Annotated in this window: 19 protein-coding genes; 5 read left to right on the top strand and 14 right to left on the bottom strand. The window is 66.3% G+C overall.

Going from position 1 to position 17,235, the window contains the following annotated elements; all coding sequences use genetic code 11:
- Position 1 precedes the first annotated feature (1 nt).
- From AGI3411_RS16015 to AGI3411_RS15985, 7 genes are all read right to left on the bottom strand, one after another.
- Complete coding sequence (locus AGI3411_RS16015) at positions 2–1,585, bottom strand: ABC transporter substrate-binding protein (protein WP_129528358.1); 1,584 nt, start codon at positions 1,583–1,585, stop codon at positions 2–4.
- A gap of 74 nt (positions 1,586–1,659) precedes the next feature.
- Positions 1,660–2,679 (bottom strand): ABC transporter ATP-binding protein, encoded by a 1,020-nt coding sequence (locus AGI3411_RS16010; RefSeq protein ID WP_129528357.1) that lies wholly within the window; start codon positions 2,677–2,679, stop codon positions 1,660–1,662.
- Positions 2,676–3,686 carry an ABC transporter ATP-binding protein gene (locus tag AGI3411_RS16005; RefSeq protein ID WP_129528356.1) on the bottom strand — a complete coding sequence of 337 codons (1,011 nt, stop codon included), beginning with the start codon at positions 3,684–3,686 and terminating at the stop codon, positions 2,676–2,678. The genes AGI3411_RS16010 and AGI3411_RS16005 overlap by 4 nt, the downstream gene beginning before the upstream one ends.
- Positions 3,683–4,618 carry an ABC transporter permease gene (locus tag AGI3411_RS16000; RefSeq protein ID WP_129528355.1) on the bottom strand — a complete coding sequence of 312 codons (936 nt, stop codon included), beginning with the start codon at positions 4,616–4,618 and terminating at the stop codon, positions 3,683–3,685. The genes AGI3411_RS16005 and AGI3411_RS16000 overlap by 4 nt, the downstream gene beginning before the upstream one ends.
- The gene (locus AGI3411_RS15995) at positions 4,615–5,589 is read right to left on the bottom strand and encodes an ABC transporter permease (RefSeq protein WP_043547805.1); all 975 of its coding nucleotides are present in this window, start codon (positions 5,587–5,589) and stop codon (positions 4,615–4,617) included. Before AGI3411_RS15995 ends, AGI3411_RS16000 begins: the two co-directional genes overlap by 4 nt.
- Positions 5,586–7,073, bottom strand: a complete 1,488-nt coding sequence (locus AGI3411_RS15990) for a flavin-containing monooxygenase (RefSeq protein WP_129528354.1) — start codon at positions 7,071–7,073, stop codon at positions 5,586–5,588. Before AGI3411_RS15990 ends, AGI3411_RS15995 begins: the two co-directional genes overlap by 4 nt.
- Positions 7,070–8,047, bottom strand: a complete 978-nt coding sequence (locus AGI3411_RS15985) for a LysR family transcriptional regulator (RefSeq protein WP_129528353.1) — start codon at positions 8,045–8,047, stop codon at positions 7,070–7,072. Before AGI3411_RS15985 ends, AGI3411_RS15990 begins: the two co-directional genes overlap by 4 nt.
- Positions 8,048–8,294: 247 nt before the next feature.
- Between AGI3411_RS15985 and AGI3411_RS15980 the strand changes: the two genes are divergently transcribed.
- Entirely contained in the window at positions 8,295–10,496 is a 2,202-nt protein-coding gene (locus AGI3411_RS15980; protein WP_208748111.1) for a TonB-dependent receptor, read from the top strand.
- A gap of 29 nt (positions 10,497–10,525) precedes the next feature.
- Here AGI3411_RS15980 and AGI3411_RS15975 read toward each other — a convergent pair whose 3' ends face one another.
- The 4 genes from AGI3411_RS15975 to AGI3411_RS15960 form a co-directional block, all read right to left on the bottom strand.
- Positions 10,526–10,756, bottom strand: coding sequence for a hypothetical protein (locus tag AGI3411_RS15975; RefSeq protein ID WP_129528352.1), 231 nt, complete (start codon positions 10,754–10,756; stop codon positions 10,526–10,528).
- A 297-nt stretch (positions 10,757–11,053) separates the two neighbouring features.
- Complete coding sequence (locus AGI3411_RS15970) at positions 11,054–11,401, bottom strand: hypothetical protein (protein ID WP_129528351.1); 348 nt, start codon at positions 11,399–11,401, stop codon at positions 11,054–11,056.
- Positions 11,402–11,489: 88 nt separating this feature from the next.
- The gene (locus AGI3411_RS15965; protein ID WP_129528350.1) at positions 11,490–11,699 is read right to left on the bottom strand and encodes a DUF7661 family protein; all 210 of its coding nucleotides are present in this window, start codon (positions 11,697–11,699) and stop codon (positions 11,490–11,492) included.
- 16 nt (positions 11,700–11,715) lie between these two features.
- Positions 11,716–12,597, bottom strand: a complete 882-nt coding sequence (locus tag AGI3411_RS15960; RefSeq protein WP_129528349.1) for a LysR family transcriptional regulator — start codon at positions 12,595–12,597, stop codon at positions 11,716–11,718.
- A gap of 96 nt (positions 12,598–12,693) precedes the next feature.
- Between AGI3411_RS15960 and AGI3411_RS15955 the strand changes: the two genes are divergently transcribed.
- Genes AGI3411_RS15955 through AGI3411_RS15945 form a run of 3 tightly spaced genes read left to right on the top strand, consistent with a single transcriptional unit; the run spans position 12,694 to position 15,219 of the window.
- Positions 12,694–13,698, top strand: a complete 1,005-nt coding sequence (locus AGI3411_RS15955; protein ID WP_129528348.1) for a membrane dipeptidase — start codon at positions 12,694–12,696, stop codon at positions 13,696–13,698.
- 32 nt (positions 13,699–13,730) lie between these two features.
- Positions 13,731–14,708, top strand: coding sequence for a Bug family tripartite tricarboxylate transporter substrate binding protein (locus tag AGI3411_RS15950; RefSeq protein WP_165359187.1), 978 nt, complete (start codon positions 13,731–13,733; stop codon positions 14,706–14,708).
- Positions 14,709–14,721: 13 nt separating this feature from the next.
- A complete protein-coding gene (locus AGI3411_RS15945) occupies positions 14,722–15,219 on the top strand; it encodes a RidA family protein (RefSeq protein ID WP_129528346.1) in 498 nt (165 codons plus the stop codon).
- A 7-nt stretch (positions 15,220–15,226) separates the two neighbouring features.
- On the opposite strand, the gene AGI3411_RS15940 is transcribed toward AGI3411_RS15945, so the two are convergent.
- Complete coding sequence (locus AGI3411_RS15940; protein ID WP_129528345.1) at positions 15,227–15,829, bottom strand: OmpA family protein; 603 nt, start codon at positions 15,827–15,829, stop codon at positions 15,227–15,229.
- Between the two features lie 2 nt (positions 15,830–15,831).
- A complete protein-coding gene (locus tag AGI3411_RS15935) occupies positions 15,832–16,326 on the bottom strand; it encodes a hypothetical protein (protein WP_244240369.1) in 495 nt (164 codons plus the stop codon).
- A gap of 225 nt (positions 16,327–16,551) precedes the next feature.
- Between AGI3411_RS15935 and AGI3411_RS15930 the strand changes: the two genes are divergently transcribed.
- Positions 16,552–16,803, top strand: coding sequence for a hypothetical protein (locus AGI3411_RS15930; RefSeq protein WP_129528344.1), 252 nt, complete (start codon positions 16,552–16,554; stop codon positions 16,801–16,803).
- A 21-nt stretch (positions 16,804–16,824) separates the two neighbouring features.
- Here AGI3411_RS15930 and AGI3411_RS15925 read toward each other — a convergent pair whose 3' ends face one another.
- On the bottom strand, positions 16,825–17,205 hold the full coding sequence (locus AGI3411_RS15925; RefSeq protein ID WP_129528343.1) for a DCC1-like thiol-disulfide oxidoreductase family protein: 381 nt from the start codon (positions 17,203–17,205) through the stop codon (positions 16,825–16,827).
- Between the last annotated feature and the right edge of the window lie 30 nt (positions 17,206–17,235).

Raw genomic sequence — 17,235 nt, 5'->3', positions numbered from 1 at the left:
CTTATTTGCCCGAGTCTTTGCCGGAGTCCTTGGTCACCATCATGGCGGCCGTGCGGTCGCTGGTCATGGGGGTGACCTTCAGGCCCTTCTTGGTGGCCCAGATGTTTTTGTAGTGGAACAGCGGGATGATGCCCACGTCGTCCGACACGATCTTGACGGAGTCGCGCAGGATGGCTTCACGCTTGGCCACGTCGAATTCCGAGGTGGACTGCTCCAGGGCGGTGTCGACCTTGGCGTTGCTGTAGCGGCCCCAGTTCGAGGCGCCCAGGCCCTTCTTGGCGTCGGCGGTGGCCAGGATGTTGACCAGCGCGTAGCTGCCTTCGCCGGTGCCGTTGCCCCAGGCCAGCATGCTGACGGCGAATTCGTTCTTGTTGGCGCGGCCCGAATACACGGCCCATGGCACCACTTCCACCTGGGTCTTCACGCCGATGCGGGTCCAGAACTGCGCCACGGCCTGGGCCGTTTCCGGGCCCTGCGGGTAGCGGTCGTTGGGCACGTGCATGGTCAGCTTGAAGCCGTCGGGGAAGCCGGCTTCGGCCAGCAGCTTCTTGGCCTGGGCGACGTCGTTGGGGATGTCCTTGACCTCGGGGTTGTAGCCGAAGGTGCCCTTGGGCATCCACTGGTTGGCTTCGGTGGCGGCGCCCTGCAGGATGCGGTCGGCGATGGCCTTGCGGTTGATGGCCAGGTTCAGCGCCTGGCGCACGCGCACGTCCAGGAGCGGGTTCTTGTCCAGCGGCTTGCCGTTGTTGTCGGTGATGTACTGGTTGGGCGCGGGGTTGAAGCTGGGTTGCAGCAGCATGACGCGCAGGCCGTCGTACGGATAGACCGAGATGTTCGAAGCCTTCTGCAGCTTGGCCAGGTCAGACACCGACACCTTGTCGATCACGTCCACGTCGCCGGCCAGGAGCGCGGCGGTGCGGGCGGCGGCGTTGTTGATGTAGCGGTAGTTGACCTTGTCCCAGATCTGCTTGTCGCCCCAGTAGGCGTCGTTGCGTTCCATGATGACGCGGTCGCCGGGGGTGTAGGACACGAACTTGTAGGGGCCGGTGCCGACCATGGCCTTGCCCGAGTTGTAGTCTTCCGTGGCGGACTTCTCGCCCACGTGCTTGCTGACCACGTGCACCGAGGCCAGGTTCAGCGGCAGGTCGGGGTTGGGGGCCTTGGTCTTGACGATGAGGGTCAGCGGGTCCTTGGCGGTCATCGTGTCGATGGTGCGCAGGTAGCCGGCATAGGTGGCCACGCTGCCCGGCACGGCGCGCGCGCGGGTATAGGAATAGATCAGGTCATCGGCGGTGAACGGCGTGCCGTCCTGCCACTTGACGCCTTCGCGCAGCTTGAATTCCCAGGTCTTGTCGTCCAGCGGCTTCCAGCTGACGGCCAGGCCGGGCTGCAGCTTGTTCCACTTGTTCTCGATCAGCAGGTCCCAGAAGTGCAGGGCCACCGAGCGGTCGCCGGCGTGGTTGTTCAGCTGCGGGTCCAGGGACGACAGCGGGTCGGCGAAGCCGATGGACAGGTCGTCCGCGCTGGCGGCGGCGGAAGCGCCGAGGATGGCGGCGGTCAGGGTGGTGAGAATCAGGCGTTTCATGTTCGGAGTCCTTGGTATAGGGGGAACGAGCGGTTATTCGAGAAACCGCGGCGCGGGCGCCGCGGCGGATGCGTTCACGCCATGTCGTTCAGGTGACAGGCGCTGAGGTGGTTGATGGCGATTCCCTTCAGCGTGGGAACCTCGGTCTTGCAGCGCGGCATCGCATGCGGACATCGCGGATGGAAATGGCAGCCGCCGGGCGGGTTCAGCGGGCTGGGGATCTCGCCCTTGATCGCGGTAAAGGTCTTGTGGCGCGATTTCAGGCTGGGGATCTCGGCCAGCAGGGCTTGCGTGTACGGGTGGTTGGGGCGGCGGAACACTTCCTCCACCGTGGCCGTTTCCACGACGCGGCCCAGGTACATGATCACGACGCGGTCGGACAGGTGTTCGACCACGCCCAGGTCATGGCTGATGAAGAGATAGGTCAGCCCCAGGTCTTCGCGCAGGTCCATGAAGAGGTTCAGGATCTGCGCCTGGATGGACACGTCCAGCGCGGCCACGGCTTCGTCGCACACCAGCATGGTGGGCTGCACCGCCAGCGCGCGGGCGATGCCGATGCGCTGGCGCTGGCCGCCGCTGAACTGGTGCGGATAGCGCTGGCGCAGCGCCGGGTCCAGGCCGGCGCGCTCCATCTGGGCGCTGACGTAGTCGTCGAAGTCGCCGTTGCCGACCAGCCCATGGATGCGGGCCGCTTCGCCCACGATCTCGTCCACGCGCAGGCGCGGATTGAGGCTGGCGTAGGGGTCCTGGAAAATCATCTGCACGCGCAGGCGCGCGGCGTGAGCCTGGGCGGCGTTCATGTCGGCCGGGCGCACGCCGTTGATGCGGATCTCGCCGCCCGAGGGCGTCAAGAGGCCGGCCGCGATGCGGCCCAGCGTGGACTTGCCGCAGCCGGATTCGCCGACCAGGCCGACCACTTCGCCGGGCCGGACCACCAGGTCGACGTTGTCGACGGCGCGGGTGATGGCGGGCGGCTTGGACAAGCCCAGGCGTTGCAGGGCGCGGCCGGCGGGGCCGATACGGCGCTCGCCGAAGCGCTTGCTGACGCCGCTCAGGTCAATCAGCGGGGTGGGGGCGGAGGCGGGCGTCGTCATGCCGTTACCTCGCTGGCCTGGAGGCTGGGGTGGAAGCAGCGCACGCGGTGTCCGGGCAGGGCGTCGGTAATCGAAGGCTGCTGGCCGCAGGCGGCGGTGGCGCGCGGGCAGCGCGCCGCGAAGGCACAGCCGGCGGGCAGATTGAGCAGGTTGGGCGTCATGCCGGGAATCTGGCGCAGGCGTTGGCCGCGCTGGTTGTTACTGGGCAGGCTGTCGATCAGGCCCACGGTGTAGGGATGCTGCGGGCGGTCCAGCACGTCGTCGACGGTGCCGTGCTCGACGATGCGGCCGGCGTACATGACGGCCACGTCGTCGGCCAGCCCGGCCACCACCGACAGGTCGTGCGTGATCCAGATCAGGCTGGTGCCGTGCTGCTGCGCAAGCTTCTGCACTTCGGACAGGATCTGCGCCTGGATGGTGACGTCCAGCGCGGTGGTGGGCTCGTCCGCGATGATCAGGTCGGGGCGGTGCAGCATGGCGATGGCGATGGCCACGCGCTGGCGCATGCCGCCGGACAGCTGGTGCGGATAGGCCCGCAGGCGTTCCTCGGGGCTGGGAATGCCCATCATGCCCAGGGTGTCGCGCGACAGTTCGCGGGCCTGGGCCACGCTCATTTTCGTGTGCGCGCGCACGGTTTCGATCATTTGCGCGTCCACCCGCAGCACGGGGTTCAGCGTCATCATCGGATCCTGGAAGATCATGGCGATGCGGTTGCCTTGCAGCCTGCGCAATTCACGCGGCGCCAGCTTGGTCAGGTCGCGGCCCTGGAACAGCACTTCGCCGCCCACGACGCGGCCCGGCGCGTCCACCAGGCCCATGATGGAGAAGCCCGTGACGGACTTGCCCGAGCCGGACTCGCCGACCAGGCCCAGGATCTTGCCGCGCTCCAGCGTGAAAGAGACGCCATCAACGGCGGGCAACACGCCCGCGCGGGTAAAGAAGTGGGTGCGCAGGCCGCGCACTTCCAGCGTGGCCGGCGCGCCGGAAGGGGAGCGGGCGGCGGTCATTTGTGGTTCCTCGGGTTCAGCACGTCGCGCAGGCGGTCGCCCACCAGGTTGATCGCCACGATGGTGACGAGCAGCGCGATGCCGGGGTAGAAACTGATCCAGTATTCGCCGGACAGCATGGTCTGGAAGCCGTTGGAGATCAGCAGCCCCAGCGACGGTTCGGTCACGGGCACGCCCAGGCCCAGGAAGCTCAGCGTGGCTTCCAGCGTGATGGCGCGCGCGATCTGCAGCGTGCCGATGACGATGAGCGGCGGCAGGCAGTTGGGCAGGATGTGCTTCAGCATGATCCGCCAGTTGGGAATGTCCAGGCAGCGAGCGGCCTCGACGTATTCGCGGCGGCGCTCCACCAGGGCCTGGCCGCGCGCGGTGCGGGCGTAGTAGGCCCATTCCAGGATCACCAGGGTCAGCACCACGTTGCCCACGCCCTTGCCCAGGTAGGCCAGGATCATCATGGCGACGAGGATGGACGGGAACGACAGGATCAGGTCCACCAGGCGCATGATCAGCGCGTCGACCTTGCCGCCGGCGTAGGCGGCGAGCAGGCCCAGCAGTGTGCCGACGACGCCCGCGATGAGGGCCGAGCCCACGCCCACGACCAGGCTGATGCGCAGGCCGTACAGGATGCCCGAGAGCAGGTCGCGCCCCTGGCCATCGGTGCCCAGCCAGTAATGGAAGGTCTCCAGGCCGTTCATGGTGCCGGGCGGCAGGCGCGCGTCCAGCACGTCGATCTGCAGCAGGTCGTACGGGTTCTGCGGCGCGATCCACGGCGCCAGCGCGGCGGCCAGGATCAGCAGCACGGATACGGCCAGGCCCAGCACCGCCGTCTTGGACGAGAGGAATTCGGCCAGGTTGCGGCGCCAGGGCGATTCGCGGCGCAGGGCGGGAGTGGGGGTAGGAGTAGGGGTAGGGGTAGGGGTAGATACGGCGCTCATGCCGAGGCCTCCAGCCGCACCCGCGGGTCCAGCACTTTATAAAGAATGTCCACGATCAGGTTCAGCGTCACGAACAGGAAGACCACCACGATCAGGTAGGCCACGATCACGGGGCGGTCCAGCGCGTTCAGGCTGTCCAGGATCAGCTTGCCGGCGCCGGGCCAGGCGAAGATGCTCTCGGTGACCACGGCGAAGGCGATGGTGGAGCCCAGCTCCAGGCCCAGCACCGTCACCAGCGGGATCATGGTGTTGCGCAGCACGTGCACACAGACCACGCGCATCGGCGACAGGCCCTTGGCGCGCGCGAACTTCACGAAGTCCTGCGGCAGCACGTCGCGCACGCCGGCGCGCGTCAGGCGGATGACCAGGGAAATCTTGAAGAGCGACAGGTTGAACGCCGGCAGGATCAGGTGGCGCCAGCCGTCGGCCGTCAGCCACGACCACTGGAAGCCCAGGAACTCCACCGTTTCGCCGCGGCCGCTGGCCGGCAGCCAGCCCAGCGAGACGCTGAAGGTCATGATCAGCATCAGGGCGATCCAGAACGTCGGCAGCGAGAAGCCGACGATGCTGCCCGCCATGATCATCTTGGAGAACCTGCCATCCGGATACAGGCCCGCGTACAGGCCCAGCGGCAGGCCCACGACCACGGCCAGCATCATGGCGGCGATGGCCAGCTCGAAGGTGGCGGGCAGGCGCTGGATCACCAGTTCCACGGCCGGGATGTTGTAGACGAAGCTATTGCCCAGATTGCCGTGCAGGGCGCCGTTCAGGAACGCCAGGTACTGCTCCCACAGCGGCTTGTCCAGGCCGAGCTCGGCGATGATGCGGGCACGGTCCACCTGGTCCACGTCCTGGCCGATGAGGATGTCCACGGGGTTGCCGATGGCGTGCAGGCCCACGAAGACGATCAGCGTCATCAGGAAGACCACCACTGCGGCTTGCGCGATGCGGCGCAGCAACCAGCCGGTCATTGCGCGGTCTCCGATTGCGGGGCGGAGGCGGGCGCCGGGGCTGGGACCGGGGCTGGGACCCACTCGTCGCCGTACACCTCGGGCTCGGAGAAGGCTTCCATATTGGCGTAGTGCGTCTCCACGTCCTCGCGGTAGAACAGGCCGGCGATGCCTTGGGCCAGGCGCTTGGCGCCCTCGCTGATGGCCGGGATGTCGCCCGAGATCGTGCCCTGGGTGAGCGCGGCGGGGTAGGAGAAGCAATGCACGCGGTCCAGGCCGGGGCAGGCGCCCGAGATCTTTTCCTGCAATTCGAATACCGCGCCCAGGTCGGGCGAGTCATGCAGTTCCTGGTCTTCCTCACCGGCCGGCGGCACGTAGCGGTCGCCCCAGGCGCGCACGTGCGGCGCCAGCGCGGCGAATTCCGGACGCGCGGTCCAGTCGATGCGAAAACCCGTGGAGAAGATCAGGAAATCCAGCGCGAACACGCCCTTGGGGGTGGTGACGCGGATCTCGTCGTCCACCAGGGCCAGGTCCTGCACGCCTGCGCCCAGGTTGAAGCGGGCATTGGGGTGGCGCGACACGCGCAGCGTGCTGCCGCGCGGCGGCGGCACCTGGGCGGCGTTGATGTAGTGGCGGATCTTCCACTTCCATTCATCGGGAAGCGTCAGGTGGCCGTGGGTGAGGCCGGGGTTGCCCGCGCCCTTGCCCTTGTTGACGCGGGGAATGTCGTTGCGGCGGATCAGCAGGTCCACGCTGGCGGCGCCCGCTTCCAGCGCGGTGGCCGCGCTGTCCATCGCGGAGGCGCCTGCGCCCACCACGCCCACGCGCTTGCCCGCGAGCGTGTTGTAGTCCATGACGTCGGACGAGTGCGCCCAGCGGCTGCGCGGCAGTTTCTTCGCGAAATCAGGCACATAGGCGCCGCCCAGGCCGTCGCGGCCGGTGGCCAGCACCACGCGGCGCGCCAGCACCGTGCTGCGCCCGGCGGGGGATTCGATATCGAGCTGGACCAGCTTGTCGGCGCGCGGCAGCACGGCAAGAATGCGGTGCTCGTTCCGCACGTCCAGGTTCAGCGCGCGGCGGTACCAGCGCAGGTAGTCCATCCACTGCAGGCGCGGGATCTTGTCCAGCGCTTCCCAGGCCTCGGATCCGAACTGGGCCTCGAACCAGGCGCGGAAGGTCAGGGCGGGCAGGCCGAGCGCGGGGCCGGTCAGTTGCTTGGGCGAACGCAATGTTTCCATGCGGGCGGTGGTGGCCCAGGGGCCTTCATAGCCTTCGGGCGCCTGGTCGAATATGGGCGCATTGACGCCCAGGTGCGTCAGCGACGCCGCCGCCGCCAGCCCGGCCATGCCGCCGCCGACGATGGCCACGTCCAGCACCTGCTGGCCGTCGACATGCCGGGGCGTGACCCAGTTCTTGGCGGGGATTTCCAGCCACGACAGGTCCTGGCGCAGGCGCGCTTCCAGCGCGGCTAGGCCTTGCGGCGGGGTGGCTACAGGCTGATTCATATAGCAGGGGATTCCGAAAGAGGGGCATCGTCACCGTAGATCGACTGCAATAGCGCCGAATGCTCGCAGGCGTCGTGCAGCACAAAGCCGGGCAGCAGGGCCGCGGCGGCTTGCGCCAGCGCGTCCGCCATGGCCTGGCAGGCCGGCGTCAGCGTTTGCGACTGCGGGGTGATGACCCCGAAGAAAAAGGGGATGTCCAGATCGATGGGGCGGATCGCCACGCCCGGCATGGGGGCGCCGTAGGCGGTGATCGGTTCCAGCACCGACACGCCCAGTCCGGCGCGCACGGCGGCCAGGGCGTTGACGGACGAATTGGTTTCCAGGGTGGCCGGCGTCTGGGCGTTCTGCGCCAGCGCCGCGTCCAGGCGGCGGCGCAGCCGATAGGGGTTGGCCATCGTGATCATGCGGCGCCCGGCTAACGCGGCTACGGGCACTACGGTTTGCTGGGCCAGCGGATCGTCTTCCGGCAGCGCGGCCACACAGGGGGCTTGCCCGATCCAGTGCACCGTCAGGCCGCGGTGTTCCAGCGGCAGGCTGGTCGCGCCCAGTTGTGCGGCGCCCGATAGCACGGCGTGCACCACGCGTTCGGGGGAGGCGCTGCGCAGCTGGATGCGCGCGGCGCCGATCTGGTTCTCGATGCGCTTGAGCGCATCCGGCACCAGCCCCGCCGCCAGGGCGGACGTGGCGGCCATCAGCAGCGGCTGGGCCTGGCCGCGGGCGATCTCGTCGGCGCGGTTGCGGATCTGCTGCAGGCCGGCCAGCGCGCGCTCCACATCGTCATACAGCAGAAAGCCCTGCTCGGTGGGCGTTACCCGCGGGCCGCTGCGCGCGAACAGGGGATAGCCGATCTCGGCTTCCAGTTCCTGCAGCAACCGGCTGATCGCCGGTTGCGAGCGTCCAAGCAGCCGTCCGGCAGCCGTGACGCTGCCCGTGGACATGACGGCCGCGAAGGCCTCGAGTTGACGAAGTTCCATCTGTATTGATCTATGCCAAGGACGAATTCTTGCGCGCCAAGTATGCGCTTTGCAAATAATTAAAGCGCATAAGCAAATTCCCTAATGGGGTTTTCCTTAGGGAATTTCATAACCGTCAGTTATTTCAAGGGCTTATGCGCGGGGAGAGCGGCAGGCCGGCAGATTGAGAATTTTCTTGCGCCGGGTCCGGCCGGTCTTAGTGAGAATTAAGTGCGAATCATTCGCATTTAATTGGAGCCCCCCCCCGATGGCATGCAAGCCTCTCCTTTCCAACTCCCTCGCTCCCGCCGCGACCTTCTTTTCCGCCATGGCGGCCGCCACGCTGGCCGCCCCGGCCCATGCCGGCAACGGCGCGTCCTCCGGGCATCACGTCCTGGATCCCGTCACCGTCTCGGCCTCGCCGGTGGATGGGTACAAGGCCAACCAGTCCAATTCGGCCAAGTATCCCGTGCCCCTGCTCGACGTGCCCCAGACCATCACCGTCGTGCCGCGCGAGATCATCCAGGAACAGAACGCGCAAAGCCTGCGGCAAGTGCTGTCCAACGTGTCCGGCATTACCTTCAATGCCGGCGAGGGCGGCGGCGGCTCCGGCGACATGTTCAACATCCGCGGTTTTGCCGCGACCACCAATATGCAGGTCGACGGCCTGCGCGACAGCGCCCAGACCAGCCGCACCGACATGTTCAACCTGGAATCGGTCGAGGTCATCAAGGGCCCCAACTCCGTGTACGGCGGCGCCGGCACCACCGGCGGCTCGGTCAACATGGTCAGCAAGGAAGCCCGCGAGGGCAGCTTCACCGAAATGTCCGCCGGCCTGGGAACGGACCGCTACCGCCGCGCCACGCTGGACGCCAACCATGAACTTCCCGGCTCCGACGGTTTCGCGGCCTTCCGTCTCAACCTGATGGGCCACCGCAGCGACGTGGCCGGCCGCGACGAAATCTACCGGCATCGCTGGGGCGTAGCGCCGTCGCTCACGCTGGGCCTGACCGGGCCCACCCGCCTTACCCTCAGCTATATCCATCAGCGCGACCACAACCTGCCCGACTACGGCCTGCCGGCCTTGCAGGGTTCCAGGCTGGACGGCGTATCCCAGCATGCCTACTTCGGCTGGCGCAACCTCGACCGCGAGAAAATCGATTCCGATGCGGTCACGGTCAAGGTGGTGCATACATTCAACGACAAGGCCAAGCTGCAGAACCTGAGCCGCTATTCCCGCGTCAGCCGCGATACCGTCATTTCCGCTTCGCACGCCAACACGCTGGGCCTGGCGCCGGGCCGCTACCGGCCGGCGGGCCCGCAGGCCTATGGCCGCGATTCGCTCACGGACATGTGGGCCAACCAGACCACGCTCAGCACCGAATTCGACACCTTCGGCCTGGGCCATACCATGGTCAGCGGCTTCGAGTTCTCGCGCGAGACCTATGAGCGCGACACTTATTCGTACAACATCGGGCGGCATTTCCCCGCCGCGGGCTATCAGCTTTCCAATCCGCCGGGATACTGGGCGGGTCCCACCGCCAAAGCATATTCGGGCCGCAACAAGACCAGCCTGGAGGTCAAGGCGCTGTACCTCATGGACACCATCGCGCTGGCCCGCCAGTGGGATCTCAGCCTGGGCCTGCGCTACGACTGGATCGACGCCGCGCTGCGCAGCACCACGCCCGCGGGCGACGTCACCAGAGTGTCGGGCACCGACCGCAATCTCAGCGGACGCGCCGGCATTGTTTTCAAGCCCGCCGAAAACGGCCGCATTTATGTGTCGTACGGCACTTCGTTCAACCCATCGGCCGAAAGCCTCGTCACCACGGGCTCGGGTTTCACCGCCGCCACGAGCGACCTCAACCCGGAAAAGAACCGCGCAGTCGAACTCGGCACCAAGTGGGACGTGCTGGGCGGCAAGCTCGGGCTGACGGCGGCCTTGTTCCAGATCGAAAAAACCAATGTGCGCGAACGCATGGCCGACGGCACCCAGGCCCTGGTCGGACGGCAGCGCTCGCGCGGGCTGGAGCTGGGCGCGGCGGGCGCCATCACCTCGCAATGGAACGTCTTCGCCAACTACACCTATACCCAGGCCAAGACGCTGAATTCCTCGGCATATCCCGATCGCGAAGGGCAACGGCTGGGCAACACGCCCCGTTCTTCCTTCAGCCTGTGGACCACCTATAAGCCCGACGATTCGTGGACGCTGGGCTACGGCGCGCGCTTCATGGGTACCCGCAACGTCACGGCGCAGGGTGATGGGGAACTGGCCAGCTACCTGGTGCACAGCGCCATGGTGTCCTATGACTTGGACAAGCATTTCAGGCTGCAGCTCAACGTGGACAACCTGGGCGACAAGGCCTATGTAGAGCGCGTGCGCCAGGTACTGGGCAGCGAATCGCGTTCGTCCGCCATCGAGTACGGCGACGGCCGGGTGGCCATGCTGACGGCTACCTATAAGTTCTGAGTGTTACCGGGCGGTCGCCGGGCCGCGGCTCATGAATGGCCGCGGCCTTCCCGGCGGTAATACAGATAGCGCTCGATCTCCGCCTGCTCCACGGCTGGCTCCAGCGGGCGCCACCGGACCACATACCCCCGGTGTGCCGGCGGCATCCAGCCCAGTATGGAGTACATCGTGACTTCGGTTTCCCCGGTATTGAATTCGGTTTCGTAGAACCCCTGACGATGCGGTGGCTTGGTGCCACATATCCAGTTGGAACCTGGCATGACGTTCTCCCTTCATGCGGCGCTCTGTTCCCATCCTACTGCGCCACATCGTGAAATCGCATGCGTTCTAGCCCCGATGCAGAGCGGGGCCTGCTTGTGTTAGAAACACGGATGGAGTTGCTTTGGGACGGTGGTCGCAAACTTTGCGAACCTTTGCAGTTCGATCCTGGGGATGGCTGTAGCATTCGGTCATCGATATCCAGGAGACTGCCATGCACACCCAGACACCCGCGCCCGAGCCGAACAAGCGCCGCTGGCCGTTCGGCTACGGCGAGGAAGAATAGGCCCGCTCGGGCCTCAGGCGGGTTGGAACGCCCCGGCCACGATCCAGGCGGCCACTGCGCCTATCCATAGTGTCGCTGCGTAGACGGCGCGGCGAGCCGCGGAACCGAGTCGGGAACGTTCCAGCCGCAGATTGAGCGCGCCGGCGGCCAGGAAGCTGAGGGACCAGGCCGAGCCCGTGGCAATGGTGGCGGGCCAGACCCAGTCGCCGTGCCAATCGTCCAACTTGCCGTACAGCGGCGCCAGCACGGGATATCCCGCGTAGTAAAGGGCCGCGCCCAGCGCTCCCATGCTCAGCACGCCCAGCACCGCCACGATCCCGAAGGCGACCAGCGAGCGCCGCATGCCCTTGAAAATTCCCATCGACTGTTCCATCCCCGATAAGCCATCGGCACGGTAGCACCGGGCCGACCGGGTGGCAAACGCCGCAGGCCGGCGGGGCTCCGGCGGCCTAGCCAACGCGCGAGATCCGTTCGCCGGGGCGCGAGAGCTCGTGGTAGACGTCGTCCAGGTATTCAGCCAGTTCATCGGTGGAGACGTCTGGCGGGATCGCCAGGTCCGCGACCCGGACGCGTTTGCCGCCGTCCGACCGGTATGCCGCCCAGGCGGCGCCTTCGCGATGGATGTCGAGCTGGAACCTGCCGTAGATATCGAATTTCATGAGTGTCCGGTTTCCGTCAGGACCAGGCCAGCGCCAGTTCCGCGGCCGCGGTTCGGGTGAGGCCCAGCAATGCCTGCGAAGCAGGGCTGAGGGTTTCGCCCCGCCGGGTCAGCAGTTCCAGGCTGCGAGCGGCGCTCTGGTCCGCCAGGGGCAAGATGGCCAGGCCGTCGGCCGCGGGAACCGCCAGCGCGGGCAGGATGGTGACGCCAAAGCCCTGTTCGACGAAAGTGAGCAAAGAGGTGGTGTTGCGCACCGTCAGCAGCGAGCCTTCGACCAGCGCGGCCACCTCCGGCACGTTGAAACGCGCGCACAGGCCATTGGCGATGAACTCGGCGGCGTCGATGTCCTTCCAGCGCACGTCGCGGCCCAACTTCGTGAGGCTGTGGCGGGCGGGGCACACGAGCACGAAGCGGTCCGCGAACAGCGGCTCGGCCAGAATCCCCGGCAGGGGCTCTGGCAGCGTGGCGACGCCGAAATCCACCGCGCCGCTGGCCACCGCGCTACCCACGGCGGCGGAATCGATATCGCGCAGATCCACCCGCACCTGGGGATATTGCCGGCGCATCTGGCCGATGACCCGCGGCAGCAGCCGCGTGGCCGCGGACGGCACGGCTGCCACCTTGGCCGTGCCCAGGGCGCCGCTGGCGTAGCGCAGCATGTGGGCTACGGCCGAGTCGTATTCGGCGATGGCCCGTTGCGCGTGCGCGCGCACATAGATGCCCAGGGGAGACAGCCGGATCTTGCGTTCGCCCTCGAACAGCGGTCCGCCCAGCTCGGATTCCAGCTGTTTCAAGGTCATGGACAGCGCCGCTGGCGTGCGGCCGACGCGGTCGCCCGCCTGGGCCAGCTCGCCCGCATCGACCACGGCCAGGAACATGCGCAAGTGCTCTAGCTTCACGATTAAGAAATTATTGAATGGATGAAAATAATTTTAGTTTGACTGAAATTTGGCTGGATATCTACAGTACCGCTCATCCCATTCAAGGAAGCAGCAATGAGCGCAAACCCCTTACGCGTCGACGGCCTGCAGTACAGCAACTGGTCCGAAAAGATATTCCGGCAATTGCGGGAAGGGGGCGTGGACGCAGTCCACGTCACCATCGCCTATCACGAGAACCTGCGCGAGACCATCCTGAATATTGAACGCTGGAACACCTGGTTCGAGCGCTATCCGGAATTGATCGTGCAGGCTCGCAGCGGCGACGACGTCAGGCGCGCGCAAGAAACGGGGCGCACGGCCATCATCTTCGGCCTGCAGAATCCTTCGCCCATCGAGGACGACATCGGCCTGGTAGAAGTGGTGCACACCCTGGGCGTGCGCTTCATGCAGCTGAGCTACAACAACCAGTCCCTGCTGGCCTCGGGCTGCTACGAATCCGTGGACAGCGGCATCACCCGCATGGGGCGGGAAGTGATCAAGGAGATGAACCGGGTCGGGCTGGTGATCGACATGAGCCATTCAGGCGAACGCTCCACGCTCGAAGCGATCGATCTGTCCGAGCGGCCCATCACCATCAGCCACGCCAATCCGCATTCGTGGGCCGCGGCGCTGCGCAATAAATCGGACACGGTGGTGAAGGCGCTGGCGTCCGCGGGCGGCATGTTCGGTTTTTCGCTCTATCCCCACCATCTGAAGGGCAAGTCGGCCTGCACCCTGGACGACTTCTGCGCCATGGTGGCTCGCACGGCCGAACTGATCGGCGTCGAGCACCTGGGCCTGGGGTCGGACCTGTGCCAGGACCAGCCGGATTCCGTCGTCCAGTGGATGCGCACGGGCCGCTACACCAAGGGCGTCGATTACGGCGAGGGATCCGCGGCGCAGCCGGGGTTCCCGCCCCAGCCCGGCTGGTTCCAGGACAGCCGCGACTTCGCCAACATCGAGGACGGGCTGCGCGCCACGGGGTTCTCGCCGCGCGAGGTGGCGTTGCTCATGGGCGAGAACTGGATGCGCTTTTTCGACCAGAGTTTTGGCCCGGCCGCCGCGCCGAGCGAATCGTAATTTTCCTTGGGCCGCAACCCCGGAGCATGAACATGAAGAAAGCCGTCCGCCTTTTCGCATCCGCCGCCCTGGCCTTGGGAGTCCTGTGGAATGGGCAAGCCTGTGCGCAGGAATTCCCGAACAAGAACATCCAGATCGTCGTGCCGTTCCCGCCGGGAGGCGTGGCGGACCTGGTCGTGCGCACAGTGGCGCAAAAGCTCGGCCAGGACATCAAGCAGCCCGTATTGGTGGTCAACAAGCCCGGCGCCAGCGGCATCATCGGCGCCGAATACGTGGCCCGGGCGCCCGCGGACGGCTATACGCTGCTGCTGGCGAACCTGCCGATCATGTCGATCAATGAACTGCAGTACGCCAGCCTGCCATACTCCGCCGCGCGTGATTTCGCGCCCGTGATCCTACTGGCCGACCAGCCCTACATCATCGCGACCAGCCACTCCGTGCCGGCCAAGACGATGAAGGAGTTCATCGCCTATGCCCATGAAAAACCCGACGCGCTGACCTTCGGCTCGGCCTCCAGTTCCACCTTCCTGGCGGGCGAGCTCTTCAAGCAGCGGGCCGGCATCCGCATGGCGCACATCCCGTACAAGGGCAGCGCGCCCGCCATCAATGACCTGCTGGGCGGCCACATCAGCCTGATCCTGGACCCCGTGATCACGCTGCTGCCGCACGTGCAGGCAGGAAAGCTGCGCGCCCTGGCGGTGACTTCTCCCACCCGCATCGACTCCGCGCCCGACATCCCGAGCTACAAGGAGGTGGGCCTGGCCGACCTGGACATCACTTCCTGGCAGGGCATCGTGGCGCCTGCCGGCACGCCCGCGCCCATCATCAGGAAGTTGAACGAGGAATTCAACAAGGCGCTGCAATCGCCCGAAGTCGCCACGCGGCTGAAAGAGCAGGGGGTAAGCACCAAGGGCGGTTCGGCGGAAGCCTTCGCCAGCTTCGTCGCGGGCGAGAGCAAGCGGTGGGCCACGCTGGCCAAGCAAGTCAATTTCCTGCCCGGCAAGCTCTAGAAGGACGGCGGAAATGGGCGAAACGGAATCGCGATTGAAGGCGCTGGGGCTGGCGCTGCCGGCGCCCACGCCGACGCACTATGCCTACTTGCCGGCGCTGCGGCATGGCAACACGGTGCATGTGGCCGGGCAGATCCCCAAGGTGGCGCCCGACCGCCTGCTCGTTCAGGGCGCCATCGGCGAACAGGTGTCCGAGGAGCAGGCGCGCGAGGCCGTGCGCCTGTGCGTGCTGCATGCCCTGTCGTGGGTGGCGCACAGCGCGCAGGGCGGCCTGGACGCCGTGGCCCAGATACTGCGGGTCAATTATTACTTCCAGGTGGGCGAGCGCAAGAGCGCCCGGCTTTCCGCCATTGCGGACACCGGATCGGAACTGCTGTCCGAGCTGTTCGGCGCAAAGGGGCGGCATCCGCGCTCGGTCATCGGCGTGCGGGAACTGCCGCGCGACGCGCCGGTGCTGATCGATATGGACGTCGCCCTGCATGCGGCGGACGAGCCGGCGGCGGCCCGCTGACGCCGCGCTACTGCTTCTTGGGCAGCACGAATTCCACGCGCCGGTTCTGGGCTCGGCCCTGCGGATTGTCGGCGCCGTTGGCAAGCTTGTTGGGCTGGACCGGCTGGGTATCGCCCAGTCCCTTGGTGCTCAGCCGCGACGGGTCCACGCCATGGCTTGCCAGCCACTGCGCCACCGCCTTGGCGCGCCGCAGCGACAGATCCTTGTTGTAGGACGCCGATCCCTTGGAATCGGTGTGCCCTTCGATGACGACCTTGCCGCCGGAGCCCGACTTGATGAGGCTGGCGATGTCCTGCAGCGTGGGCTCGGCGGCGGGCCGGATCGCGGCCTTGTCGAAGTCGAACAGCACGTCGCCCAGCATCGATACCGTCACGGCATTCTTGTCTTGCCGCACCGACAGCCCTTCGTGCCGGGCCGCCAGCCCGTCCACCCGAGCGGTCAGGTCGGACACGCCTGCGCCGGTGTCGGAAGGAAAACCCTTCAGGTCCAGGATCGTGGCCTTGAGATCGAGGATCTCGGCCTTGTAGGGAGGCTCTTGCGCAAAAGAGCCGCCGGCGGCGGCCAGCAGCGCCGCGGCCAGCAGAGTCGACGCGCCCGGATGGCCGGCCATGGCTAGCGGTCGGTGATCTTGATGGCGTCCAGGGTCTCGACTCCCGGGATCGTCAGCGAGACTTCGGTGATCTCTTTGGGCGGCGCCGGGAACTTCCCGTGCCAGGTTCCGGCGATGGGGGAGTCTTTCGAGGTCCGGATCAGCAGCTTGGGATTGGTCAGCGGCTTGTCGTTGCTGTCTTTCAGCAGCAGGTACTTCTTATTGCCCGCGACGACGTAGAAGCTGTTCTCGTAGTCGTTCTGCGTGATCGCCGAATAGACCATCTCGCTCTTGCTGGAAACGATGGGCTTGAACCGCATCTTGATGGAAAGGATGTCGCCATTGCGCACCGCTTCGATCACCTGGCCCTCGGCCGTGCCGGAGTCGACCATGCCGGTCGCCAGGGGGACGGGGGCGTCGGCCTGCGCAAAGGCGGCCTGCCCGATGGCGGCGAGGGTCATGCAGGCGCCAAGCGCACAGGCGGCGGCCGTCTTTCTGATCGAAGTCACGATAAGCATCCTTTGTTGTTCAACGTTCGGGGCGATGTATCGGGGGCCAGGACTCATGCTTTGGGCGTAATCCGGAACCCAGCGCAAGATGGTCCGACTTTCGGGGACTTATTGCAGTTCGATATTTTTCCAAGACGTTACGGAATCTAGCCGCCCCGCGGTGAGAATTGCTGAACTTTCACGGGTTGCGCTTTCGTACGATCCCCTTAAAGCATAGAAAAAAGGGGATGGGCCATGGAGACCTGCGAAAAATGCGAAGCCATCGTTCCGAACCAGCGCGACGCGCCAGGGCATGAGCACCTGATCAGCCTGGGCGACGTGCGTTCTCTGGAGGAGGGGAGGCGCGGCGTGACGCGGGAAGCGTTTACCTGCGCGCAGTGCGGCGCCGAGTGGGACTACCGGCACGACAAGCGCGATCCGTCTTCCGGCTGGAGCCGCTGCGACGCCGCGCCCCAGGCTGCGGAACCCGCCGCGAACGCCGCTTAACGGCTTCAGGCGGGCCGCGCCCTATACCTGCATCTTCTTCTTGCCCAGCAGGGTCAGCGCCAGGCTCCTGCCCGTGCGCATGAACGGGTACAGGGCGGTCGACAGGCAGGGGTTGCGGAACACAGCGGCGTTGAAGCTGTTGAATAGATCATTGCCGGTGCTGATGAGCGCCAGCCGGTTGATGCAGTCTGCGCCGAAGTAATCCTTGCCGTCCAGGTGCAGCAGCATGCCCTGGTTCAGGTCGTATCCCTGCGCCTTGTACGCCACCGCCAGATCGGGATGGTCGCGCATGTTCAGCAGATCGACCGGGCCCACGGCCTTTTGCAGTTGCAGCATCCGCACGTAGTTCGAGCAGAAGGGGCAATCTCCGTCGTAGAGCAGGAAATTTTTCGCAATGGCCATGATGCACCGTCTGGAATGCGCGGCCGCGAA

Origin of the sequence: Achromobacter agilis (assembly GCF_900496965.1) — a bacterium.
GTDB classification, from domain to species: domain Bacteria; phylum Pseudomonadota; class Gammaproteobacteria; order Burkholderiales; family Burkholderiaceae_B; genus Achromobacter; species Achromobacter agilis.
This window is presented reverse-complemented; position numbering and strand designations above follow the sequence as displayed.

What these genes read in the sequence shown, in the direction of transcription:
- AGI3411_RS16015 (WP_129528358.1), bottom strand. Translation starts at nt 1,585, where the DNA reads ATGAAACGCCTGATTCTCACCACCCTGACCGCCGCCATCCTCGGCGCT.
- AGI3411_RS16010 (WP_129528357.1), bottom strand. Translation starts at nt 2,679, where the DNA reads ATGACGACGCCCGCCTCCGCCCCCACCCCGCTGATTGACCTGAGCGGC.
- AGI3411_RS16005 (WP_129528356.1), bottom strand. Translation starts at nt 3,686, where the DNA reads ATGACCGCCGCCCGCTCCCCTTCCGGCGCGCCGGCCACGCTGGAAGTG.
- AGI3411_RS16000 (WP_129528355.1), bottom strand. Translation starts at nt 4,618, where the DNA reads ATGAGCGCCGTATCTACCCCTACCCCTACCCCTACTCCTACCCCCACT.
- AGI3411_RS15995 (WP_043547805.1), bottom strand. Translation starts at nt 5,589, where the DNA reads ATGACCGGCTGGTTGCTGCGCCGCATCGCGCAAGCCGCAGTGGTGGTC.
- AGI3411_RS15990 (WP_129528354.1), bottom strand. Translation starts at nt 7,073, where the DNA reads ATGAATCAGCCTGTAGCCACCCCGCCGCAAGGCCTAGCCGCGCTGGAA.
- AGI3411_RS15985 (WP_129528353.1), bottom strand. Translation starts at nt 8,047, where the DNA reads ATGGAACTTCGTCAACTCGAGGCCTTCGCGGCCGTCATGTCCACGGGC.
- AGI3411_RS15980 (WP_208748111.1), top strand. Translation starts at nt 8,295, where the DNA reads ATGGCATGCAAGCCTCTCCTTTCCAACTCCCTCGCTCCCGCCGCGACC.
- AGI3411_RS15975 (WP_129528352.1), bottom strand. Translation starts at nt 10,756, where the DNA reads ATGCCAGGTTCCAACTGGATATGTGGCACCAAGCCACCGCATCGTCAG.
- AGI3411_RS15970 (WP_129528351.1), bottom strand. Translation starts at nt 11,401, where the DNA reads ATGGGAATTTTCAAGGGCATGCGGCGCTCGCTGGTCGCCTTCGGGATC.
- AGI3411_RS15965 (WP_129528350.1), bottom strand. Translation starts at nt 11,699, where the DNA reads ATGAAATTCGATATCTACGGCAGGTTCCAGCTCGACATCCATCGCGAA.
- AGI3411_RS15955 (WP_129528348.1), top strand. Translation starts at nt 12,694, where the DNA reads ATGAGCGCAAACCCCTTACGCGTCGACGGCCTGCAGTACAGCAACTGG.
- AGI3411_RS15950 (WP_165359187.1), top strand. Translation starts at nt 13,731, where the DNA reads ATGAAGAAAGCCGTCCGCCTTTTCGCATCCGCCGCCCTGGCCTTGGGA.
- AGI3411_RS15945 (WP_129528346.1), top strand. Translation starts at nt 14,722, where the DNA reads ATGGGCGAAACGGAATCGCGATTGAAGGCGCTGGGGCTGGCGCTGCCG.
- AGI3411_RS15940 (WP_129528345.1), bottom strand. Translation starts at nt 15,829, where the DNA reads ATGGCCGGCCATCCGGGCGCGTCGACTCTGCTGGCCGCGGCGCTGCTG.
- AGI3411_RS15935 (WP_244240369.1), bottom strand. Translation starts at nt 16,326, where the DNA reads ATGCTTATCGTGACTTCGATCAGAAAGACGGCCGCCGCCTGTGCGCTT.
- AGI3411_RS15930 (WP_129528344.1), top strand. Translation starts at nt 16,552, where the DNA reads ATGGAGACCTGCGAAAAATGCGAAGCCATCGTTCCGAACCAGCGCGAC.
- AGI3411_RS15925 (WP_129528343.1), bottom strand. Translation starts at nt 17,205, where the DNA reads ATGGCCATTGCGAAAAATTTCCTGCTCTACGACGGAGATTGCCCCTTC.